The 23,787-nt window shown below is 64.2% G+C and carries 16 protein-coding genes; all 16 read right to left on the bottom strand.

Annotated elements, in window-relative coordinates:
* Positions 1–102: 102 nt before the first annotated feature.
* The 16 genes from uvrA to ACK56M_RS15455 all read right to left on the bottom strand — a co-directional run bounded on the left by uvrA (position 103) and on the right by ACK56M_RS15455 (position 23,420).
* Positions 103–2,619, bottom strand: coding sequence for an excinuclease ABC subunit UvrA (uvrA, locus tag ACK56M_RS15530; RefSeq protein ID WP_217191354.1), 2,517 nt, complete (start codon positions 2,617–2,619; stop codon positions 103–105).
* An 87-nt stretch (positions 2,620–2,706) separates the two neighbouring features.
* Complete coding sequence (gene tssA / locus ACK56M_RS15525; protein ID WP_003260519.1) at positions 2,707–3,804, bottom strand: type VI secretion system protein TssA; 1,098 nt, start codon at positions 3,802–3,804, stop codon at positions 2,707–2,709.
* A gap of 95 nt (positions 3,805–3,899) precedes the next feature.
* Positions 3,900–4,418 carry an Hcp family type VI secretion system effector gene (locus ACK56M_RS15520; protein WP_013972759.1) on the bottom strand — a complete coding sequence of 173 codons (519 nt, stop codon included), beginning with the start codon at positions 4,416–4,418 and terminating at the stop codon, positions 3,900–3,902.
* A gap of 143 nt (positions 4,419–4,561) precedes the next feature.
* A complete protein-coding gene (gene tssM / locus ACK56M_RS15515; protein WP_085720313.1) occupies positions 4,562–7,057 on the bottom strand; it encodes a type VI secretion system membrane subunit TssM in 2,496 nt (831 codons plus the stop codon).
* Positions 7,054–7,962: a type VI secretion system-associated protein TagF gene (gene tagF, locus ACK56M_RS15510; RefSeq protein WP_015270497.1), complete on the bottom strand. Its 909-nt coding sequence runs from the start codon at positions 7,960–7,962 to the stop codon at positions 7,054–7,056. Before tagF ends, tssM begins: the two co-directional genes overlap by 4 nt.
* Complete coding sequence (locus ACK56M_RS15505) at positions 7,959–11,762, bottom strand: type VI secretion protein IcmF/TssM N-terminal domain-containing protein (protein WP_411958770.1); 3,804 nt, start codon at positions 11,760–11,762, stop codon at positions 7,959–7,961. Before ACK56M_RS15505 ends, tagF begins: the two co-directional genes overlap by 4 nt.
* Positions 11,763–11,792: 30 nt before the next feature.
* Positions 11,793–12,509, bottom strand: a complete 717-nt coding sequence (icmH, locus tag ACK56M_RS15500) for a type IVB secretion system protein IcmH/DotU (protein WP_013972755.1) — start codon at positions 12,507–12,509, stop codon at positions 11,793–11,795.
* Positions 12,506–13,849 carry a type VI secretion system baseplate subunit TssK gene (tssK, locus tag ACK56M_RS15495; RefSeq protein ID WP_013972754.1) on the bottom strand — a complete coding sequence of 448 codons (1,344 nt, stop codon included), beginning with the start codon at positions 13,847–13,849 and terminating at the stop codon, positions 12,506–12,508. Before tssK ends, icmH begins: the two co-directional genes overlap by 4 nt.
* A complete protein-coding gene (gene tssJ, locus ACK56M_RS15490) occupies positions 13,846–14,568 on the bottom strand; it encodes a type VI secretion system lipoprotein TssJ (RefSeq protein WP_015270495.1) in 723 nt (240 codons plus the stop codon). The genes tssK and tssJ overlap by 4 nt, the downstream gene beginning before the upstream one ends.
* Before the next feature lie 24 nt (positions 14,569–14,592).
* Positions 14,593–17,190, bottom strand: a complete 2,598-nt coding sequence (gene tssH / locus ACK56M_RS15485) for a type VI secretion system ATPase TssH (protein WP_137137514.1) — start codon at positions 17,188–17,190, stop codon at positions 14,593–14,595.
* Entirely contained in the window at positions 17,187–18,257 is a 1,071-nt protein-coding gene (gene tssG, locus ACK56M_RS15480) for a type VI secretion system baseplate subunit TssG (RefSeq protein ID WP_015270493.1), read from the bottom strand. Before tssG ends, tssH begins: the two co-directional genes overlap by 4 nt.
* Entirely contained in the window at positions 18,221–20,041 is a 1,821-nt protein-coding gene (gene tssF, locus ACK56M_RS15475; RefSeq protein WP_013972750.1) for a type VI secretion system baseplate subunit TssF, read from the bottom strand. The genes tssG and tssF overlap by 37 nt, the downstream gene beginning before the upstream one ends.
* The gene (gene tssE, locus ACK56M_RS15470) at positions 20,041–20,523 is read right to left on the bottom strand and encodes a type VI secretion system baseplate subunit TssE (RefSeq protein ID WP_013972749.1); all 483 of its coding nucleotides are present in this window, start codon (positions 20,521–20,523) and stop codon (positions 20,041–20,043) included. Before tssE ends, tssF begins: the two co-directional genes overlap by 1 nt.
* Before the next feature lie 26 nt (positions 20,524–20,549).
* The gene (gene tssC / locus ACK56M_RS15465; RefSeq protein ID WP_015270492.1) at positions 20,550–22,052 is read right to left on the bottom strand and encodes a type VI secretion system contractile sheath large subunit; all 1,503 of its coding nucleotides are present in this window, start codon (positions 22,050–22,052) and stop codon (positions 20,550–20,552) included.
* 14 nt (positions 22,053–22,066) lie between these two features.
* The gene (tssB, locus tag ACK56M_RS15460) at positions 22,067–22,606 is read right to left on the bottom strand and encodes a type VI secretion system contractile sheath small subunit (RefSeq protein ID WP_024087179.1); all 540 of its coding nucleotides are present in this window, start codon (positions 22,604–22,606) and stop codon (positions 22,067–22,069) included.
* A 64-nt stretch (positions 22,607–22,670) separates the two neighbouring features.
* A complete protein-coding gene (locus ACK56M_RS15455; RefSeq protein WP_043936170.1) occupies positions 22,671–23,420 on the bottom strand; it encodes a hypothetical protein in 750 nt (249 codons plus the stop codon).
* Positions 23,421–23,787: the final 367 nt, after the last annotated feature.

The following is a 23,787-nucleotide window of genomic DNA, read 5'->3' as shown; positions in this document are numbered from 1 at the left end:
CCTCTTCGCGGGTAAACCCGCTCCCACAGGGTCACCACAGATCTTGCAAGCTGTGTAGTACCTGTAGGAGCGGGTTTACCCGCGAAGAGGCCGGTGCAGGCGCTACAAGGCCTTGGCCAGAAACGCCGCAGTGCGGCTTTCAGCACACCCGGCCACCACCTGTGGCGTGCCGCTGACCACCACCTGGCCCCCGGCATCCCCGGCCCCAGGCCCGATGTCGATCACCCAGTCGCTCTGCGCGACCACCCGCATGTCATGCTCGACCACCACCACGCTGTGCCCGCCATCGACCAGGCGGTTGAGCTGCACCAGCAGCCGGTCGATGTCCTGCGGGTGCAAACCGTTGGTAGGTTCGTCCAGTACATACAGCGTCGCCCCGCGGGCCATGCGCTGCAGCTCGGTGGCCAGCTTGATGCGCTGCGCCTCGCCGCCGGACAGTTCGGTGGCCGGCTGCCCCAGGCGCAAATAGCCCAGGCCGATGTCCTGCAGCACCTGCAGGCAGCGGCGCGCCGCTGGCTGCTCGGCGAACACTTGCAGGGCCTGGTCGACGGTCAATTGCAGCACCTGCGCGATGTTCATGCCTTGCCAGCTCACCGCCAGGGTTTCCGGGTTGTAGCGAGCGCCATGGCAGGTCGGGCAGGGCGCGTAGACGCTGGGCATGAACAGCAACTCGACACTGACGAAGCCTTCGCCCTCGCAGTTCTCGCAGCGCCCCTTGGCAACGTTGAAGGAGAAACGCCCGGCATCGAAGCCTTGTGCCTTGGCCTGTTCGGTGGCAGCGAACAGCTTGCGTACATGGTCGAACAGGCCGGTGTAGGTGGCCAGGTTGGAACGAGGCGTGCGGCCGATCGGTTTCTGGTCGACCTGCACCAGGCGCTTGATGCTGCCAAGGCCGGCGCTGACAAACCCGCCGCTGGCCTGTTCGGGTTCATCTTCCAGGCTCTGCTCCTCAGGCTCGCTGCGCAGGTCGGCATGGCCCAGGTGCGCCCCCACCAGCTCCAGCAGAGCCTGGCTGACCAGGCTCGACTTGCCCGAGCCGGAAATACCGGTGACGGCGGTAAAGCAACCCAGCGGGAATGCGGCACTGAGGTCGTGCAGGTTGTTGCGGCTGATGCCTTCGAGCTTCAGCCAGTCGCGGGCCTGGCGAGGTGTGCGCGTGGCCTGGGCCAATGTACTGAACAGGTAGGCCCGGGTGCATGACTGCTCGACCCGGGCCAGGCCGGCGGGCGGCCCGCTGTAGAGAATGGTGCCGCCATGCTCGCCAGCGGCAGGCCCTACATCCACCAGCCAGTCGGCACGACGCATGGTATCCAGGTCGTGCTCCACCACATATACCGAATTGCCAGCCTGCTTCAGGCGCTGCAGCGCTTCAAACAGGGCTTCGCTGTCGGCCGGGTGCAAGCCGGCCGACGGCTCGTCCAGCACGTAGATCACGCCGAACAATTGCGAGTTCAGCTGGGTGGCCAGGCGCAGGCGTTGCAGCTCCCCAGAGGACAGGGTAGGGGTGCTGCGTTCCAGGGCCAGGTAGCCCAGGCCCAGGTCGAGCAGGGGGCCGATGCGTTCGAGCAGTTCGTTGGCGATGCGTTGCGCGGCGAGGCGTTTTTCCAGGGTCAGGTTGCCGTCGTGCTGCTCCAGATAGCCTGGCGCAGCAACCTGACGGAACACCTCGGCCAGCGCCTGCAACGACAACCGCGACAGCTCGCCTATGTCGCAGCCGGCGAAGGTTACGTCCAGCGCCTCACGCTTGAGGCGCTTGCCCTGGCACTGCGGGCATGGGCTGGGGCGCATGTACTGCGACACACGCTTGCGCATCTGCGCGCTCTGCGAGTGCATGAAGGTGTGCAGCACGTAGCGCCGGGCACCGCTGAAGGTGCCCTGGTAACTCGGCTCGAGCTTGCGCTTGAGCGCAGCGCGGGTCTGCGCCGGGGTCAGGCCGGCATACACCGGCACCGTGGGTGTTTCTTCGGTGTAGAGAATCCAGTCGCGTTGCTGCTGGGGCAGGTCGCGCCAGGGGGTATCGACGTCATAGCCCAGGGTCACCAGAATGTCCCGCAGGTTCTGCCCCTGCCAGGCCATCGGCCAGGCCGCTACGGCCCGTTCGCGGATGGTCAGCGACGGGTCGGGGACCATGGTCGCTTCACTCACTTCATAGACCCGCCCCAGCCCATGGCACTCCGGGCAGGCACCTTGCGGGGTGTTGGGCGAGAAGTCCTCGGCATGCAACATCGGTTGCCCGGCCGGGTAGCTGCCGGCGCGGGAGTAGAGCATGCGGATCGAATTGGACAGTGTAGTCACGCTGCCCACCGAGGAACGTGCACTCGGCGTGCCGCGTTGCTGCTGCAGGGCCACGGCCGGCGGCAGGCCTTCGATGGCGTCGACGTCCGGCACGCCGACCTGATCGATCAGGCGCCGGGCATAGGGCGCCACCGATTCGAAGTAGCGGCGCTGGGCTTCGGCGTAGAGGGTGGAGAAGGCCAGCGAGGACTTGCCCGAGCCGGACACCCCCGTGAATACCACCAGCGCGTCGCGAGGGATATCCACATCGATGTTCTTCAGGTTGTGCTCGCGGGCGCCACGAACGCGAATGAAGCCGGTGGGGGCGGGTGAACGTGGCGGCATCTGAGCGGTCCTTGGCGGTTGAGAGCACTCACGTTAGCAGTATTTGTGGTGCCTGTACCGGCCTCTTCGCGGGTAGCCGATACAGCATCAGGATCTTGGCTCGCGGGTGCCCAGCACGTCGCGAATGTTGTCCACCACGTTGCTGTCCTTGATCACATCGCTCAGCCAGCCTTCCAGCGGCATGTTGCCCCACTTGATGGCGCGTTCGATCAGGTAAGGCACCGGGCTCTGCGGTTCGCTCTGCTTGAAGAACTGGGCGATACCCGCAAGCATGGTGAAGGCTTCGTCGCGGGTCAGGGGCGTCGTGCGCATCGGCGCAGGCGTGGTGGCCTGGACGGGTGTGTTCATCGGTTCACCTGCTTCGCTGGTGGGGGCAACAGTGGCTTCGGGTTCTGCCGCTGCCACAGTGGCGGGGTGCAGTTCGACACCGCGGTCCTTGAGCAGTTTTTCAGCCAGCTGGCTGGCGCGCGACAGCATGTCGGCAAGGCTGGCAAAGCTGGGCGCCTCATGGCCGAACAGGCGGTCGGCACTGGCTTGCAGGGCTTTGCAGGCCTCCAGGCTGGCGGCGATCTGCAGGGCCTTGGTGCGCAGGTGTTCGGTGTCGCTAAGCGCCACCGAGCGCTGGAAGATTTCGGCGTTGATCTTGCCTTCGTTCAGCGCGGTCTGCATTGCCTTGGGGTTCTGCAAGGCAAGGTTTTCTACGTAGCGTGATTCGTCATAGCGCAACACGCCAAAATTCTGCCCTTGGGTAATGGGCAAGCCACCGGCAATGTCGGTGAGCGTGGTCTTCAGCCAGGACAGCCGCGCAGCGCGTTCGTCCAGGCCATCTTCGAGTGTTGGGTACAGCGTGTCCCAGAATGCTTCCAGTACCTGTTCGGTCAGCCGAAGGCCAAAGGTGATGCCTTCGAAATGTTCACGCTGGGCCAACCCTTCGCTGAGCCAGGCTACCAGCATCAGGTCCTTGCTTTGCTGCGCCAGCCCTTGGGCCGACAGGTTGACCACCTGCTCCCAGTCGGCGGTCTTCAGGTCGGTTTGCCAGTCGCCCTGGGTCAGGTAGTCAGGGTCTGCCCGGCGCGCCTCCTTGATCTGGTCGAACAAGGCAGAGAAGCTCAAGTCTTCGCCACTGCCACCCTCGATGGGTGCGGTCAGCGTTGCCAGCGAAAGGTCATTGAGGATTTCAGGCATAAAACACTCTGGTCATGGCAGATGAACAGCGTGCCAGGTCACCTGGCACGCTGTGGGATGTGGGCCGCCGTAGCGGCCCCCGGGTACGCAGGTTATCAGGCAAACACTTTGTTCGCGGTGCGGTCCCAGCCGCCGACGATGTTGCCGCCAGCCTGGCCGTCGGTGCGGTTCTGCTGGGTGTAGGTAGTTTTGATGCGGGCGAAGTTGAAGCTGATTTCTTCGACCGGCAGGTCGCTCACAGCCTTGTCTTCACCGTTCTGGTTGCCACCGGCGATGAAGCGCACCGAGGAGACCACGACTTCTTCCATGTCGATGGTCAGGTAGGTGACCTTGTCACCACCGGCGCGGTTCACGTTCAGCTTCAGCTTGGCGATGTGCTTGCCGGTGCAGCAGTGTTCGAACAGCTTGGCCGAAGCCTTGTCGACCGCCTTGCGGATCTTGAAGTCGCTCAGGGCAACACGCTCGGACGACGCACCGCCCGAGGAGCTGGCGGTAGCCGAGGTGGCCTGGGTGGCGCCGTACTCGTAGCCCAGCACTTCGATCCAGTCCTTGTGCTTTGCATCCAGTACTTCGCCCGGGATGCCGTCGATTTGGATATACGCGTCAAATGCCATTGTGAAACTCTCCATTAACAACATTTAAAGGGTTGCTCATGCGCCCCTTGGTTTTGACCTCGCCGAACCTGTCGGCAGAGGTAGCTTTCCGCTACCCGGGCCTCCTCCTGTGAGGCCCGGGTAGCCGGTTCTTGCAGCGGGCTTCAGTTGAGCCCGCGTACTTCGATTTCCACCCGGCGGTTGGGCTCCAGGCACTTGATCAGTTGCGCCCGCGGTTGCTGCAGGTCGCAGTTGACCAGCGGCTTGCGGCTGCCTTCGCCCTGGGCGACCACCAGTTCGGCAGGTACGCCCTTGCCGACCAGGTAGGTGCGAATGGTCTGCGCCCGCTGTTTCGAAACCTGCAGGTTGCCTTGGCTGTCGCCGAGCTGGTCGGCGTGGCCGGAAATGATAATCTTGCCGATGTTGGGCGTGTTCAGCAGTTTGCTGGCGATCGCGCTCAGCTGGCTCTGGCCTTCGCTCTTCAGGCTCTGGAAGTCTGCGCGGCCGAAGGCGAACAGGGTGTCGGACTCCAGCGTGATGGTCTCGATCGAACGCAGCGACTGGGCGCGCAGGCTGTCGATGTAATTGCGCGAACTGGACATCAGGAAGGCGTTGTCGAGGATACGCGGCACATCCGGCTCACGAATCTGGTCGCTGTAGAAGGTGATCTGGCGGCTGGCGTACAGGTAGTCCTGGTTGCCGCCGGCCTCGCTGGCGGCCGCGGCCATGCTCTTGCCGGTATGGCGAGCGATGGCCGGGTACCAGTAGTCGGGCAGGTGCGCCTTGAGAAACGCCGGGTCGGCGTTTTCGCGTCGGGCCGGCGAGAGCATCACGTAGGTATCCAGCGCCGCCTTGCCGAAGTCGGCGATCGACTGCGCGCGGTTGTCATGTGGCAGCGCCTCGGCCTCGACGCTGTCCACGCCGCTCACAGGCTGCAGTTCGCGGGTGTTGCGCTGGTACACCTTGATCGTGGTCAGCAGGTACAGGGTGCGGGTCAGGTTGTCTGCCGTGGGCTTGAGCATCACGTTCTGCAGCGTGGCGAAGTAACGGCTGCGCAGCAGCGGCTCGACCTCATGGCCCTGGTACAGGCCTAGGCGCATGCCCAGCGGCACGCCCTGTTCGCGGTGCTGCTGATAGTAGTGCTCGGCCCAGAAGCGCAAGCGGTCAAGGCTATGCCAGGCGGCGTACTGGCCGCGGGCAGCCTGGTCGTCGGCCTTGGCCTGGGCCAGTTCGTCGGCGATGCTGGCCAGGGTGGCGCGGTTGTTCAGGTACGACCAGCCCCACAGGCTGCACAGCACCAGGGCTGCCAGGCCGGTGGCGGCAACCCAGCCCGCCTTGCGCCGGCGCTCCCGCGTGTTGCTGGTGTACAGCGCCACCAGGTGCTGGTCAGGGATGATCACCTTGCGGAACAGGCTGTTGATGAACAGCGGCGCCGGCTGGCTGACGGCAGTGGCGGTGCCTTCGGCATGTTCGAGGGCGAAGCGTTCGGCCACATGCTGGCCGTGGCTGCCCCACAGGGCTTCGTCGGCCTGCAGTGCGGCAGTGAAATAGAACCCGCGCAGCATTTCGGCATTCTGGTACGGGTTGGCACGCAACAGGCTGTCGACGAACTGCTGCAGGCGCGGCTTGAGCGCGGCCAGCTCCAGCGGGAAGCGGTAGGCAGCGTTGTTCTGCCGGGTGACCTGAATGTCCTGCTGCACCAGGTGCTGGCTCGCCACCTGCTGCCAGTAACCGGTCAGTTCGTCCATCGCCTTGCCGAAGCGCTGGCCCCAGTCGGCCTGCGCGTAACCCTTGTGCGAGAAGGTCTTGCCCATCACTTCACCACGCGCAGCGTCATCCAGCTGGCGGTAGAACGGGGTGAAGCCGGGGATCAGGTCACACTTGGTAAACACCAGGTAGATCGGCAGGCGCACTTCCAGCAGCGCGCAGCTTTCCTGGATCCGTTCACGCAGGCGCTTGGCCACGCGGTCCTGGTCCTCGGCCGAGCCATGCAGGATGTCGGCGATGCTGACGCTGACGATCAAGCCGTTGAGAGGGCGGCGTTGGCGATGCTGGCGCAACAGCTGCAGGAAGCCGCGCCACTTGCCGGCTTCTTCGGGGCTGTTCATGTAGCGCCCGGCGGTATCCAGCAGCACGGCTTCGGAGCTGAAGAACCAGTCGCAGTTGCGCGTGCCGCCAAGCCCCGCAACCCGTGCGCCTTCGCGTTCGGCATAGGGGAAGTTCAGGCCCGACTGCAGGATCATCGTGCTCTTGCCGGCGGCCGGCTGGCCGATCACCAGGTACCAGGGCAGGGCGTACAGCGCGTCCTTGGCCGAGGTGCCGCGAGGTGTGTTGCTGCGCAGGCGCTCGATGCTCTGCAGCAGGCGTTCGCGCAGCAGGCTTACTTCTTCGCGGTCGGCGGGGGTGGCGTTGAGTACCGCCTGGTCGGCATCGTCGCGCAGCAACCCTTCGAGGTTGTGGTGCTGGCCGGCGCCGCGGTACAGCAGCAGTACATAGCCCGCCGACAGCAGCAGAAACACGCCGATACCGGCCAGCAGGCTATGCAGCGAGGCGAAGCCCAGGGCGCAACCGATGGCCCAGACCAGGAAGATCGCCAGGAAGAACGCCACTCCCAGCAGGTAGGGTTGGTAGCGCAGGCAGTAGTACTTGATCTTGTTCATACAGGTGTCGCATCCAGCGCATCGACGAACTGGTCGATGACATGTTCAAGAGATCGGTCGTAATCGTGCAGCCGTGGCGGTACCGTCAGCGGGTCGAGCGGCTCCAGATGCTGACCTGCTTCGGCGCAACCACTGAGCAGGCGGTAGGCACAGTTGGCGTGGCGCGACGGCAGGCAGTACAGCCGTGGTTTCATGAAGTCGTCGGCCAGCAGGCTCACCGCCGGCACGCCGGGCTGCCGGCTCATGCGGGTCAGCCAGGTCAGCCAGAGGTCGGCGGTAGGGTTTTTCAGGCCGCGTTCGGCCGGCAAGGGCAGCTCGATGCCACCGGCGAAATCGTTGTGCAGCACGGCTCGGCTTGCCTGCAGCAGCGCAAGCGCCTTGTCACTTTTGAAGTCCGGCCAGGAGCGCAGCAGGGCGCGGGCGACATCGGCCAAGCTGAAATCCTTGAGGAATTTGGCGTGCACCTGGCGAAACAGGTCGAGGTCCTGGGCCTGCAGCGGCCGCAGGGCCTTGATGCGTTCGAACAGGCTGGCGCAGTCAGCGCCCTGCACCGCCTGGTGCAGCATCGGCTTGATCTGCGCGCTGAACAGCTCGCCGAGGGTGAACGGGTTCACCAGCATCGTGGCTCCCTCGCCCTTGAGCAACTGGAAGATGAAGAACGGGTAGCGTCGCTGGCTGGCATCCCGCGAGCTGAGCAGGCCACCCAGCAGCCAGTTGCCGTTGCTCGCGCGGTAATTGAAGAAGCACATCGGCAGTGCGTCGAACAATGCCTGCCAGTCTTCGCGGTGGCGCATGGCCGCCAGCGCAGACTGCAGCCAGGCGTCGAACTCGCAGACTTCTTCCGCCGCGCCATGCAGGCTGACGAAGTCTGCGCTCGACGGCAGCTTGCCGAAGCAACCGATCATTGGGCGCCCCTGTCGTTGAGGGCGCTCAGCGCCTTGACATCACCCAGGTCGGTCAGTTTCACCCCACCGAAGTTGCGCACTACAAGGCTCACGCGGCCGCTGGCGGTGTTCCAGCTGAAGCGTTGCTGAATGCCGTCCAGGTCTTCGACCCGGGCGCTTTCGTTCATGCGCAGCAGGCCCCAGCGCCCGGGGAAGTCGAACACGGTGACCCGCGCGCCACTGAGGGTGACCACATCCAGGCGGGCACCCGGAGCGTTGCTGGTGCCCGGCCAGGCGAAGCGGTTCCAGCTACTGCGGCCGTTGCGGTAGTGCTGTTCCTGGCCATCGAGGGTGAACACGATGTCGGTGAAGTTGGCAGAAGGTTCCAGCATGATTTCGAAGCCGTTGTCACGGTCCGACAGGCTGGCGATCACCTGGCCCACGGAGCTGGCCTTGTCGATGCTGTTGAGCATGCCTGGGTTGACCAGCGCCGGTGCCTTGCCGTCGCCCACACCCAGGCCTTCACCCCCGGCCAGGTTGCCGATTTCGTTGCGCTTGAAGGCCGGCAGCAGGCCGCTGTCGGGGTCGACGAAGCGCTGCAGGTCCTTTACCGACGCCTCGTTGCGGCTGCTGCCGGCAATCGGGTAGCGGTGCGCCATGACCTGTTCCCAAGGCTTGGCGATCTGCTGCGCCCAGGCCTTGGCGATCTGCTGGCCGGCCGGGTCGCGCAGGGTCGCCCAGGCATACTGGATAGGCAGGCTGAACAGCCCCTGCAGCGAGCGCGACAGGCCGTCCTGGCTGGTGTCGACGCTGCTTTCCACATAGTTGCGCACGGTGGTGACTTCGCTCGGCTGGCCTTCCAGGGTCTCGCTGATCAGCTGCTTGCTGCTCTTGCCCACATCCTGCGAACGCTGGATGTTGTTCATGCGCACCTTGAGCTTGCGCAAGGCGGCCAGGTAGCGGTCCATGATGGTGCTGTCGGCGCCTTCGGCGTTGTTTTCGGCAAATACCCGCGCCACCGGTTCGAAGCGCTTGGCCAGGCTGCCGTCGTCCACCGCCGGCAGGGCCGGGGCGACGTTGGCGGGCAGGGCGTCCTTGGTGTCGAGCAGGCCGGAGACCTTGCTCCAGAAGCCGTCTTCGCGGGTACTACCGGGGGCCGGGATGGCGTGCTTGACCGGCAGGTCCCACTGGGTGTTGTCATTGACCGCCGCCAGCAGGTTCTTTACCGGCGAGTTCTGCACATCGCTGAGCAGCCCCAGCTGCTGGGTGGCCGAGGCCAGGTCGGCGAAGTGGCGTACCCCCACGCTGCTGACCATCTTGTACCAGGCCTGGGTGTAGTCGCGCTTGTAGCGGGTCATGAACTCGCGCACGAAGTTGGCCTTCTGCACGATGGCATCGCCGCCTTCACCGTCCAGCACCCAGTCAGACTCGTTGCGCAGGTTGCCCGACACCAGCTTGATCAGTTCGGGCTTGACGAAGGTGTCCCAGCCCTGGCGGGTATAGATTGCCGGTACGCCAGCAGAGCCATACAGCAACGCGCGGCCCGGTTGCGGCACCAGGTCGTTCAGGCTCAGGGCCGGGAACTGGCGGCTCGACTCGAGTTGCAGGCGCAGGTACTCGCGATCGACCAGCGAGCTGGAGATCATGAACGACTTGAGGTTTTGCCGGGTTTCGTTGATCAGCTGTTCGTTACGCGGCAACGACGGCGCCTGGCCTTGTTCCAGCAACTGTACGTAAAGCGGGGCATTTTCTGCGATCACGGCTGCGTCGGCCGGAGTGCCTTCGGTGGCGGCGCTGGCCCAGGCCTGGGGCAGGTTGGCAGCGACGAAGGCCGGGTCCGGATGGCCTTGGGGCTCGGTCAGCAACAGGTACAGCTTGAGGGTGTTGTAGGCATCGATGATCGAGGCCACCTGCTGTTCGTCGAGGCGCCCGAGCATTTCTTCGGACAGTGACAGGCCACCGGTGGTGGCAGACAGCTCGGCGGCATCGCTGGCGGTGGCCAGGTTGACCTTGGCGGCATAGGCACCGGCGCGGCTGTTGCCCAGCGCAGCCTGGGCCTTGGCTGCAATGGCCGGGGCCAGCGGCTTGCCATTGCGTTTTTTCGGTGTCGGGGCCGGGGTGAATTCCAGCTCCTGGTTGATACCGTTGGCGAAGGTGTTGAAGGCCCGCATCTGCACTTGCAGGCTGCGTGCGATCGGCTCCAGCGCCTGGCTGCGCAGTTGCGCCAGGTAGGCGGTGCGAGTCACCTGGTGGATGGCTTCGCCATGGTACAGGCCACCCCCCAACTGCAGTGGTACACCCTGCAGGCGATGGTTTTCGACGCGGGCCATCTGTTCGCGCAGCACTTCCAGGCCCTTGCCAGCGGCCAGCTGCTGCTCGCGGTCTTCTGCCTGTTCGATCTGCGCCAGCTGCCCGCGCAGGCTGTCCAGCCATTGGCGGTTATTGGTGAACGACAGTGCCTGCCAACCGATGAACAGCAACCCGGTGGCGGCGGCCAGGCCCAGCAGCAGCGGGCTGAACGCGGCCTGGCGGCCCAGGCGCGACTGGTACAGGGTCAGGTCGCGATCGGGGAAGATCACCTGGCGGAAGGTGTCGGTGATGAAGTAGCTGCGGTTGCCCGCGGCCTTGCCGACGTTCTCGGTGTGCTCATCGTAGGCGGCTTGCAGGGCGAATTCGTCGGCGATGACGTCTTCGTATACCTGCCCCAGCTGCTGCCCGGTCTGCAGGGCGCTGGTGAAGTACAGGCCGCGCAGCAGCAGCGGGGCACCGCCGCGATGGCCGCGGGTGAAGTGCTCCAGGAACTGCTCGAGGACACCGCTGAGTGCGGCGAAGTATTGCGGGAAGTTCAGCAGGGTGCTGTCGGCTTCGGCACCGAGGGCGATCACCTGCGCGTCGACATGCTGGCGAATGTGGTTCTGCAGGTTGCCCAGGCGCGTCTGCAGCACGGCGTGCAGGCCGTTGTTGCGGATTTCCGACAGGCCGAAGGTCATGCCCAGCGGTTGCTGGCGTTCATGCAGGTCAAGGCCGTCGAACGCCTGGCTGAAGCCCGGCAACTGGTCGGTCTTGCTCAGCATCAGGTAGACCGGCGGGTTGGCGTCGAGGCACTCGGCGTATTCTTCCACCCGCGCCACCAGCTGGGCCGCCAGGGCATTGCGTTCGTCGCTGTTGGCCGCCAGCAGCTCGGGCAGGCTGACCACCATTACCAGGCCATTGATCGCCGCCTTGCCGCGCTGCTTGCGCAGCATGCGCAGGAAGGCCGAGAACTCGCTGGCCGACTGGTCATCACGCAAATAGCGGCCGGCGGTGTCGATCATTACCGCGTCGGGGCTGAAGTACCAGTCGCAGTGCTGGGTGCCGCTTTCGCTGTCGTTGGCCGTGGCAATGCTGGCCGACAGGCCGGAATGGGTCAGCAGCGAGGTCTTGCCGGCTGCCGACATGCCAACCACCAGGTACCAGGGCAAGTCGGACAGTGCCGCCTTGCCACCGCCTCCAGCGGAGCGGTCGGTGCGCAACATGGCAATGGCATGCTTGAGGCGTTCGCGCAGCACCTGCTGGTCACGGAACTCGCCAGTGGCATTCCACGAGCGATCAACCTCGATCTGCAGCAGGTTCTCCAGGTTGTGCTCGGCGCGAATGCGCTGGTATTGGCGCAGCACGATCACCAGCAGGAAGCAGGCGCTGATGATTGCCAGTGCTTCGGGCAGGTGCTGTTGCAGCCATGGCAGCAACGGGGCGACCAACCAGCAGGTCAACAGGCTCGCCAGCCACAGCAGCAGCAGGAGAAACCAGAAATTCTTCAAAAGGCGCAGTAATGTTTTCATGTCTTCCTGACTCGGCTACCTGACGTTTGCTCAGGCACTGAACAGCTGGCGGATTTGTTCGGAAAGGGCGGCGACGTCCTTGTCCAGCAACCAGTCCAGCGTCAGGTACACGGCGACGCAGACCAGCGCGATCAGCGCCAGGTAAACCCACAGCGGCACCTCGTGGCGCAGCATCTGCGACACCTGGTCGGGCAGTGCCCAGTCCGGTGACAGTGCTTTGGGCGCCTTGCGGTAGCGGGCAATATCCTGGCCCAGGGTATTGGCCAGGTAGCGCAGCTGGTCTTTCTGGCCGAGGCTGAACTTGCCCTCGAAGCCCAAGGCCAGGCACAGGTGGTAGACCTCGAGCACATCGATGTTCTGCTTGACGTCGGCACGCAGCGCATCGACCTTCTCGAAGAAGCCTTCACCCGCCAGGTGCACGCCGAAGTAGCGGAACTGCAGCGGCTGCAGCTCGAAGTGCTGGCGCAGCTGGTTGTCGCTCGCGCGCAGCACGCTCTCGTCGAGGAAGGCACACAGCGCGTACTGGGTGTCCTTGACCTGTTCGGCGCTGTAGTTGGCAGCGCGGGCTTCGCGTTCCAGGTTGGCGAAGAAGCGTTCCACGCTGGCTTCGAAGGCCGGCACCGAGGTGACCTGACGACCACGCCGCACGATCAGGGCCATGCTGATGAAGTCCTGGACCAGGTCCTTGAGCGTCGGTTTGTCGTTGGCGGCCGCGACGGCGCCCTGTTGCAATACGGCTTCGGTCATTTGAGCACCGCCATCAGTTCAAGCTTGAGGTTGGTAAAGGCGCTGGGCGCGTAGAAGCAGATGGTCTGGGCATTCATCATTCGCTCGTAGACATGGCCATGCGGCTCGATGGCGAAGTACTGGTTGTCCAGGCGCACCGGTATTGCGTTGGGCAGCCGTGCGGCATGGTTGAGCGTGACGCCGGGCATCGCGCTGTTGACCACCACCTCGATGTCTTCCGGCGAGCCGACCTTGAATGCCCGCGGTACCAGCTCCAGCAGGCTGGCACCAGGCATGTCGGCATGGACCGAGATATAGAAGTCGGCCTCGGTCAGGCGTGGATCGTGCAACTGGCCCTGCCAGTACGACGGCTTGGTCTGGTTGAGGTTGATGACGATGCACTGGTTGGGCACCACGTTGTCGAGCATCACCCGGATCATCTCGTCGAGCTTGACCAGCGACGCGGCCGGGTCGTGATGGTCGTATTCGGGGATGTCGCTGAGCTGGGTGTCCAGGGTGAACGTCAGCAGGCCACCCGCCAGGTCGGCGAGGAACAGGTACAGGCGCTCGGGGTGCAGGCGCGGGTGCGCCAGCAGATGGGCCAGCTGCGGGTGGGCGCGGTTGACGGTGTTCAGCAGCCAGAACAGGGTTACGTCGCTGGAGCCGAACTCGGCGATCTGGTCGGCGCGTTCGCGGCGTCGGCCGGACAGGGCCTTGCTCTTGGCCTGCAGGGCGCCGAGCAGGCGCTTGCCGATGCCGGCCAGGGTCTCGTGGCTGCCCAGATGCAGAGTGGGGTGGACGAAATGCGGGTCGAGATTGAAACCGCCCATGCTGTTGCGGGTCAGCCTGGCCAGCGGGCAGTGGCTGTAGCCGTCCAGGCTGTCACCGTCCACCAGCAGCACCACGTTCAGGCGCAGGCTGGTGATTTCGTTTTCCAGCTCGCCTTCATTGAGGTCGGGCAGGGTATCGAACTGCTTGCGGAAACGCCGCGCGGCCTTGTGTTCCTGGCCGTCCTCGACATAGTTCAGGCCGAATGGCTCGGGCAGTTTCAAGGCAGCATGGACCTTGAGGTCGTTGGCCTTGAGCAGGTCCTTGAGGTCGCGGGCAGCCGGCAGCGGGTCATGCTGCGGCGCGTCGTACAGGCTGCCATCGGGGAACACCAGCTTGAGGCGCTTGAGCTGCAGCGAACCGTTGGCCAGGGCGTCCTCATCCACCTGCAGTACCTGCACACCCCAATGGAATGGGGTGGTGCGCAGGGTCGCCTCGGCCAGCTGGTGCTGGTGGAACTCATCCTGGTACTGGAAGTGCTGGGGCAGCAGGAACATGCCTTCCGACCACATCACCCGGCTCTGCTTGCTCATTTGACGCTATCCACTAAAGAGTTGAAGGTTGAATCCATGGTGTTCTGTGCCGATTTGCTGGCGGCATCGCTGGCCTTGTCGAGCACGGCGTCCTGCACCTTGTCGGTGAGCGTCGGTGCGTTGTCCCGGGCCTTCTGCGCGGCTGCCAGCTGGTCGGCAGTCGGCGGTTTGTTCAGTACGTCGACGCCACGCATGGCGCTGATTTCGGTGTTGTCCACCAGCACCCGCAGGCCGTCGGAAGAGAACCAGATACCGTCCTTGCGCAGCGAGTTGGCGTCGAAGGCGACCTTCCAGCGCGCGTCCTGTTCGTTGCGGAAGAAAGCTGCCACGCCGACGTAGCGAGCGCTTTTGGCCAGTGGCCATTGGTCGATCTGGCCGATGCCCGGCAGCAGGGTGATTTCGCGGGCTTCCACCAGGGTGTTGCCCAAGGCCTTTTCCGGGGTGTCCCACAGGGTCTCGGCATCGGTCGCGGCGAAGCGTTCGAGGTCGGTCAGCTGGTACACGCGCATCACCACCGACAGCGGCTTGCCCTCGGCATCGGGGTTGAGCTGGTTGCCGCCGTCGGAGGTCAGGATGACCTTTTCGCTGTCGGCCAGCATGTCGGCCGCCCAGCTGTCTTCCATGCGCTTGCCGATACGGTCGGTGACCCCGCAGCCGGCCAGCGCCACCAGCAAGGCAGCTGTGGTCAGGCGTTTGAGGGCGGTGTGCTTGTGTTGCATGACGGCAAAACCTCCGTGTACTGGTCAGGCCACGCGATAGGCGAAATCGCCATCGCTGCCCAGCTCGATCGCAAGACGCTGGATCGGCGTGTCCTGGGCCATGCGCTCGAGCACGCGCTGGGCGAGCTCGGGCATCAGGGTCTGGGACAGGATGTTGTCGATGTTGCGGGCACCGCTGTCGACCTCGGTGCAGCGCGCGGCGATGGCCTTGACCAACGCCTGGTCGTAGCTGAGCTCGGCCTGGTGGTTGCGGGCGAAGCGCTTGGCGATGCGTTCGAGCTTGAGGGCGACGATGCGCTCGAGGATCTGGTCCTGCACCGGGTAGAACGGCACGATGCTCAGGCGGCCGAGGAAGGCCGGCTTGAACACATGGTTGAGCTGGTCACGCAGGTCTTCGACGATCGCTGCGGGCGTCGGCAGCTCGGTGGCGTTCAGGCAGGTCTGCATGATGCGCTCGGTACCGGTATTGGAAGTGAGGATGATCACCGTGTTGCGGAAATTGATCTCGCGGCCTTCGCCATCGTCCAGCACGCCCTTGTCGAACACCTGGAAGAACAGTTCGAGCACGTCGGGGTGGGCTTTTTCCACCTCGTCGAGCAACACCACGCTGTACGGCTTGCGACGCACCGCCTCGGTCAGCACGCCGCCTTCGCCGTAGCCGACATAGCCCGGAGGCGAGCCCTTGAGGCTCGAAACGGTGTGGGCTTCCTGGTACTCGGACATGTTGATGGTGATGAGGTTGCGTTCACCGCCGTACAGGGTATCGGCCAGGGCCAGGGCGGTTTCGGTCTTGCCGACGCCGCTGGGGCCGAGCAGCAGGAACACACCGATCGGTTTGTTCGGGTCTTCCATGCGTGCGCGGGAAATCTTGATGCGCTTGCCGATTTCGTGCAGGGCGTGGTCCTGGCCCAGCACGCGCTCACCAAGCAGGGCCGGCAGGCGCTGCACGGTGTCGATCTCGTCACGCAGCATCTTGCCCAGCGGGATACCGGTCCAGCCGCTGATGACCTGGGCGATGGCGCCGCTGTCGACCAGGGCATGGACCAGAGGCTGGTCGCCTTGCACGCGGGCCAGTTCGGCACGCAGGGCGTTGAGCTGCTTGGCATCGGCCTCGCTGGCGGCGTCCAGCGCCTTGAGCTGTTCGACCAGTTCCTGCTCCTGTTGCCACTGCGTGTTCAACTGCTGCTCCCGCTGCTGCTCGGCCTGCAGGGCAGCCTGCAGCTCGCCCAGGCGGCGAGTGTGGTCGTGGCCTTTGCCGGCTTCGTGGCCGAGCACGGCGATTTCGGCCTGCAGGTTGTCAATCTGGCGGCGGCAGTCTTCCAGGGCACCAGGTTGCGACGATTGCGCCAGGGCAATGCGCGCGCAGGCGGTATCGAGCACGCTGACCGCCTTGTCGGGCAGCTGGCGGCCGGTGATGTAGCGGTTGGACAGGCGCACGGCCTGCACCAGCGCTTCGTCCATCACCGCTACCTTGTGGTGTTCGCGCATCTTGCCGAGCAGGCCGCGCAGCATGTGGATGGCCTTGTCTTCGTCGGGTTCTTCCACCTTGACCACCTGGAAGCGGCGGGCGAGGGCGGCGTCCTTCTCGAAGTACTTCTTGTATTCGGCCCAGGTAGTGGCGGCGATGGTGCGCAGCTCGCCACGGGCAAGGGCCGGTTTGAGCAGGTTGGCGGCGTCGTTCTGCCCGGCTTGGCCACCGGAACCGATCAAAGTGTGGGCTTCGTCGATGAACAGGATGATCGGGTGCAGGCTGCGTTTGACCTCTTCGATCACTGCCTTGAGGCGGTTCTCGAACTCGCCCTTGACCCCGGCGCCGGCCTGCAGCAGGCCCAGGTCGAGGGTGTGCAGGGCCACATCCTTGAGCACCGCCGGCACGTCACCTTGGGCGATGCGCAGGGCCAGGCCTTCGACCACGGCGGTTTTGCCGACCCCGGCCTCGCCCGTGAGGATCGGGTTGTTCTGGCGGCGACGGGTAAGGATATCGACCATCTGCCTTACTTCGAACTCGCGGCCCAGCACCGGGTCGATGCGGCCTTCGCGGGCGCTCTGGGTGAGGTTGACCGTGTACTGGTCCAGCGCCGGGGTCTTGCCGCCGGCCTTGCTCGCACTGTTCACTGGCGCTGCCGGGCTGGCCAGCGGGCTGGCCTGCCGGGACTCGGCGCTGCCTTCCACCAGCGCGGCAAGGTTCAGGCGCAGGTCATCGGCGTTGATTTTCTCCAGCTCCGGCGCCGAGGCGATCACCACGCGACGCAGTTCGGCATCATCGAGCAGGGCCTGCAGCAGGTGAGCGCTGCGCACCTGGCCGACGCCGTATTCGATCGATGCCAGCAACCAGGCCTGTTCGATCATGCGGGTGATGTGCGGCGACAGCGCCGGGGTGCGGGTATTACCTTTCTTGAAGGTGCCCAGGGCCGTGACCAGCTGCGCCTGCAGGCGCTCGGCGACTACTTCGTAGTGGCGCAGGATCGGCGCCAGGTCGCTGTCGCTGTTGTCGAGCAACTGCAGCAGCAGGTGCTCCACCTCCACGTCGTAATGGTGCTCCGACAGGCACAGGGCCGCCGCGCTTTCCGTGGCCGTGCGGCTGGTTTCGTTGAGCTTGGCGAACAGAGACTTCAGGTTCACAAGGCGACCCCATCGTAAGGAATGTGGAAGACGGCGCAACGCGAAGGCTCCGCGTCACGACCAGGGCGTTTGAGCCAGCCCAGCCAGCCCAGGGCGACATTGCCACTGCGGCCCAGCTGGGCGCGTGGCACCGCCTCGCGCTTGAGGCGCGGGGCAATTTCGAAATCCAGTTCGGCGCCTATATAGAAGCGCACCAGCTCGACCAGCTTGCGGTAGCACGCGGTGCCCGGCTGGAAGCGCTGGTAATCGGCCAGGCTCAGCGGCCCCAGCTCGATGCGGATGCACGACTGGTAGTCCCAGACCCGGTTGCCGGCTACGGCGCTGTGGCCGAGCTGGGCATTGCGGCGGCCAAGCTGGGTGCATTGTTCGGGCTGCAGGTGCAGCCAGCGCCCGGCGAACTGGCGGACCTTGATCGGCAGCGAGAAATAGAAGCCGAGCATGCGTTCGAGGTTCAGCGCGTTGCGCGGCTTCTGGCTGAGCAGGCCGGCAAAGTAGCTGAACAGCTCGCGGCGCAGCGCGGTTGGTTGCTGCTCGAACTTGAGTTGCTGCGCGCGCGGGCCGAGGCCGACCAGGTTGAGCAGGTAGCCATCGAAGCCCGAAGTGCCATTGCGCTCGTGCTCGATATGAAATTTGTACTTCTGCCAGGCCTCGTAGAACAGCGTGGTCATGCGGTGCGAGAAGATGTCGAGAAACGCGTGGGCGGCATCGTCGCGATACTGCACGTGGCGCTCCAGCAGCAGCTCGGTATACGGGCGCGGCAGTACGCCCGACGGCCCGACCAGGCCCATGAAGGTGACCTGCACTTCCGACAGCGGCAAGCCGGCCGGCGACACCTTGCCTTCGCGCTCGAAGTGCAGGTCGCTGACCTCGCTGGCCGGGAACGCCAGCGACAGCTGGGTACGAAAACGCAGCGGGTCTTCGTGCGGCCGGGTTGCCAGGTCCATGCGCCCGGTACGGCTGTAGTGCAGGCGGAGCAGGCGCACCAATTGAAAGAATTCGAATCGGTGCGGCTCGGCTCGGGCCTGATCGATCAGACCAGGGGCTGATCGCCGGTGCGTGCTGGCCATTGGACGACTCTCTTTTCTCGTTGTTGGGTGCGCAGGGTCAGTTGGGTGAAGCTGTTCATCGAGCAGTACTGGCCGAAGAAGTGGTCCAGCACCATGCCGAACAGGTACACGCCACTGCCGATGAACTGGCTTTCATCCAGGGTCAGCGTGATGCCGACGCCACGTACGAAGTTCGGCCGCGGGTGGCCGATGCGTGCGACCACCGGCTCGCTGCTGATCGCCTTGATGCCGTTGATCTGTTTGCGAATGGCGGAAACATTGCGGTAGTTGTACAGCGACAACAGCTCCAGCAGCACTTCGCGGCCCTGGCTGACCAGCGACATATGGTTCAGCGACAGGTGGGCGATCAACCGCCAGATCAGGCCCTTGCCCAGGGGCACACGCACCGTGGCGGTGGGCTTGCGCAGGCAGCGGATATCCTTGATCACCGAGTTGGCGGGAATGTTGAAGTCACCACGTTCGCCCCCGAACGGCAGCATCAGCGGTACATCGCGGTTGCTGCAGGTAAGGCCGATGCTGAGGGTGTCGCTGCTGGCGTCGATCAGCTCCAGGTCGCGGTCGACCACGCGGATGCTCATGGCGGTGGCGTCACCCTGGATGCGCCGGCGCGCCACCCAGAAGCTGCTGTGCGGATCCTGCTCGCCACGGGGTTCGAAAAACGGGTGGCAGGTGGCGACCTGGTCGATGCCGCCGAGTTTGCGCACCCGCCGTACGCGGTCGATCGAGACGACTTCGGCAGCGTTGTGCAGCCGTGTATCGGGAGTGACCGGGTATTCGTGCTGGGTGTGGGTCAGCTTGATCGGCTCGGCTTGCTGGCGGAACAGGTTGATGATCGGTGTGCAGTTGAGCTTGAAGTTGTTGCGCCCGATGTTCTGGGTCAGCCGCGCCAGGCGCTCGCTGAGGTCGTAGTCGGAAAAATAGAAGTTGATCTCGACCTGCTCGATGGCCTTGCCCTGAAGAATGCGGGCAAAGCCGTTCAGGTCGAAGAACATGAACTTGTCGGGGAAGGTGAAGTACTCGTGCAGCAGGCGGTAGCCCAGGAACGAGCGCTCGGAGTAGTCCACCAGGCCTTCGTCACGGGCGTAGCCCACGGCTTTCAGGGCATCGGCCGGCAAGGCCACTTCGCGGCTGCGGCCCTGGTCCTGGAAGCTCAGGGTGGCCTTGGCCAGGTTGTTGAACAGCAGCTCGTACAGCTGCAGCATCAGGGTCGCCTCGCCGTCGAGGAAGAACCGCAGGCGGTCCAGTTCCATCTGCCCGAACAGGGCATCGCCGGTGGCTGCCAGGCGGATGCGCAGGCGTGCGACCAGGTCGGCGCTGTGGCCGTTGAAGGCCGAACGCTCCAGTTCGGCGAACGAGGCCTGCTGCACGGCAATCGGCCACAGCTCTACCGGGTAGCAGGTGCGGAACTTGCACACCACACCTTCCACGGCATTGGCATGCATCTCGGTATGGCGCGCCACCCGGTAGGCTTCGGTGACTTTCTCGTGCTTGCCCAGGCTCAGCTCGGCAATCGACATCGATGGGGTAGGGCGCAGGTAGTGTGGGTACAGCACCTCAAGGAAGGATTCGACGATTTCCGGAAACTCGTCATCGAGCTTCTTGTGCACCCGCGCAGACAGGAACGAGAACGCTTCGATCAGGCGCTCGGTGTGCGGGTCTTCGCAGTTGTCACCCTCGATCAACAGCCGCGAAGCGATTTTCGGGTACTGCGCGGCAAACTCCTGGCCGAGGAAGCGCAGGTGCGACAGTTCCTTTTCGTAGTAGGGCAGCAGTTCGTCGAGCATCAGTTGAGGTTCTGCACTTTGTATTCCTGGGTGTTGACCTGCAGCACGGCGTCGAATGACACCTGGCGGCTGATGTCCTGCAGACGCAACACGGCGTCCACGCGGAAGGTCAACATGCGGTGGCCGTTCTGCTGGGCCAGCAGCTGCACGCGGACACGGCGAAAGCGCCGGTCCCCTGTGCTGATCGCCCGCTCCAGTTGCTGCTGGATCAGGCGCCGATCATGCGGGTCGAGCACGCTGCGGCTGATGAAGTCGGGCATGCCGTATTCGAGGATGGAGCCACCGAGCTGGCTGTAGCCCTCCAGCTCTTCGGCGACCAGGCTCTGGCGAGTGTTCACCAGTACCTCCAGGTCACGGACGATGCTGGCCTTGTACTCGCTCAACGAGCAGGTGCGTTGCACGGCTGGCTCGGCCGACTGGTACGGACGGTCGTCCAGCAGTCGGTCGAGCAGCGAGGGCAGCAGGCGGGCCTGGTTACTCATGTGTCATCCCTGTACACACCGGCCTGTCAGCCGCGCGCGCCCTGTGGCAGCTCGGCAACCAGGCGCAGCGAAGCGGTCAGCTCATCCAGCTGGTAGTGCGGGCGCAGGTAGGTCACGGCCTTGTACACACCTGGCTTGCCCGGCACTTCGAACACCTCGGCGCGGGCTTCGCGCAGCGGGAACTTGGCCTTGGCTTCCTGGCTGGCGGTGTCGTCGAGCAGCACGTAGCTGGCCAGCCACTGGTTGAGGAAGCGCTCGACATCCATGCGCGAGGCGAAGCTACCGATCTTGTCGCGCATGATGGCCTTCATGTAGTGGGCGATGCGCGAAGTGGCGAAGATGTACTGCAGTTGGGCCGACAGGCGCGCGTTGGCGTTGGCGATGTCGGTGTTGTACTGCTTCTGCTTCTGCGCCGACTGGGTGCCGAAGAACGCGGCATAGTCGGTGCCCTTGCAGTGCACCAGGGGAATGAAGCCCAGGTCCGACAGCTCTTTTTCGCGGCGGTCGGTGATGGCGATTTCGGTCGGGCACTTGAGGGCGATTTCGCCGTCGTCGGTCTTGAAGGTGTGGGTTGGCAAACCTTCGACCAGGCCGCCACCTTCCACGCCGCGGATGGCCACGCACCAGCCGTAGCGGGCGAAGGCATCGGTAACGCGGGTGCCGAGGGCATAGGCAGCGTTCATCCACAGGTACTTGTTGTGGTCGCGGCCATCGACGCTTTCGACGAAGTTGAATTCCTCCACCGGGGTGGTGTCCGGGCCATACGGCAGGCGACCGAGCACGTGCGGCAGGGTAAGGCCGACGTAGCGCGAGTCTTCCGAAGCGCGGAACGACTTCCACTTGGCGTATTCCACGGTGTCGAAGATCTTCGCCAGGTCACGCGGGCCGGACATCTCGGTGAAGGAGTCCCAGCCGAACAGCTCGGGGGAGGCGGCCGAAATGAACGGGGCATGGGCTGCTGCGGCGACGTGCGAGATCTCCTCCAGCAGGTACATGTCTTCGGGGTTGCGGTTGAACTCGTAGTCACCGATCAGCATGCCGAAAGGCGCGCCGCCGAAGGTGCCGTACTCTTCTTCGTAGACTTTCTTGAACAGCGCACTCTGGTCGAATTCGCTGGCGGCCTTAAGGTCGCGCACCAGGTCTTTCTTCGAGGCATTGAGCAGGTGGATCTTCAGCGTGGTGCTGGTCTCGGTCTGGTCTACCTGGTATTTCAGGCCGCGCCAGGAGGCTTCCAGCTGCTGGAACTCACGGGCGTGCATGATTTCGTTCATCTGCTCGGAAAGCATCGAATCGATCTCCGCGATACGCGAATCGAGCACGGCGATCAGGTCCTTGCTCGGGGTCATCTCGCCCTCGAGCACCTGGTTCACCAGTTCGCCAATCAGGTCGCGGGTGCGGTTGCGCTCGGTGTCGGAGCGGGCCACGCGGCTTTGCGAAATGATGCTGTCGAGCAACGATGCCTGTGGCGCGAAGTTTTCCACTTCGACCAGGTCGCCGGCCTGTTGCGGTGCGGTTTGCTTGTCGGTCATGTTCGGGCTCCTGCTCAGGCGCGATCGCTGCTGGATGGGTCTTTCACTTCGGCTTCACGGCCGAATTCCTTGCCCAGGGTCTTGAGCTTCTCGGTGTTCTGCAGCACGTCCATCAGCAGCTCTTCGAGCTTGTCGTTGCCGCCCATCTTGTTGCGCAGGTCGGCCAGCTTGTTGCGCACTTCCAGCAGCTTGCGCAGCGGCTCCACCTGCTTGACCACGTTCTGTGGCTCGAAGTCTTCGAGGCTGTTGAAGTTCAGCTCCACGCCCAGCTGGGTGCCGTTCTTGGCCAGGGTGTTGTCGACGCGGTAGGTCAGGCGCGGCTTGATGCCCTTGAGCACGCCGTTGAAGTTGTCGCGGTCGATGTAGACGAACTTGCGGTCCTTGAGTTTTGGCAGCGGCTCCAGCGGGTTGCCGGAAAAGTCGCCCAGTACGCCGACGACGAAGGGCAGCTCCTTTTTCTCGATGGCATCGCCGATGTCCACGTCGTAGGTGATATGGACCCGAGGCGCGCGAACGCGGTCGAGTTTGTGCTGAGTGCTTTCCTTCTTCGCCATCGTGTTCTCCAGTGCGAGCAATTCGCTGCGAATCATTGCGCGGCCCGTTGCCGGGCGCTGCGCGTTACAGTCCTTCGATCGTCAGCAGCAGGCGCTGACGGATTTCGTCGTTCATTTCCAGGATGTTGTCGCGGCCCACCAGCTCTTCGAAGCTGGTGTTGCCGGCAATCTGCGTGCTGCTGCGGATGACCGAGTCGTCGGGCAGTTCAGAGCGCACCGGCGAGCTGATGACGCAGAACGGCAGGTCGCCAAAGCCCTTCAGGCGCTCGAAGCTGAGGTTGTAGCGCAGGCCCTCGAACAGCCGGCCAAGGCCAGGCGACTTGCTCAGGCAGTAGAACAGCACCAGGTAGTGCACCACGAAGCGGTACAGCTCGGCGCTGCTGCGGTTGGGGTCTTTGATGACGTTGCGAAACCGCGCCAGGTCGAAGGCGTGGAAGCCCACCACCCAGCGGGTCGGGCTGGTGATGCGGATGACCTGGCCGCTGTGCTCCAGGGCCTTGTCGTATTCCAGCGGGAACAGTTCGGGGGTGGTGCTGATCAGGTTCAGCGGTACTTCCAGCTCGGTGACCAGCTGGAACGGCGCGGCCGAGCCGATACGTTCGTAGAGTTCGACCAGGGCCTGGAAGTGGCCCTGGGTTTCGCGCCCGCTGCTGCGCTGGGCGCCTTGCAGGTATTCGCCAAACAGGGTTTGCGGACGGATCAGCGGTGCCACGGTGGCGAGGTAATCCGCCGCCTGCGCCTTCAGCGCATCGGAGATCGCCCGCGTCTGGCTACGCAGCTTGATCAGTGCTTCGACATCGAATGTCTGTGTCATCGGTGCATCGTCCATGTGCCTGCTTGATCGTCCTGAAACGCCAATGGCGTGGACCTGAAATTGCGCCTCTCGACGGCGGCAAACTTGAGTGCTGGCACATGAATATCGTGTTGCCAGCAATGCCGAGTAGGGCACCTCGCTGCGGAAGAAGTTCCCGCGAGGGGGGCGATTTTTTCCCTGTTTTGTGATGTGACGCAATGATGGCGCCATGCCATTGGTGAAGGGTTTCGAGTACGGGAAATGGGACTTTGGCCCCTAAAGTCAGGGGGCGGAAGTACTAAAAGGTCGGTAAAAATTGGCGTAAAAAGTTTTTTTCAAAAAGTGAAGCGGGTCTCATTTTTTGGCGTCGAGGTGATGGCATTCGACT

Source organism: Pseudomonas sp. s4 (assembly GCF_046764235.1).
GTDB lineage: Bacteria > Pseudomonadota > Gammaproteobacteria > Pseudomonadales > Pseudomonadaceae > Aquipseudomonas > Aquipseudomonas asiatica.
This window is presented reverse-complemented; position numbering and strand designations above follow the sequence as displayed.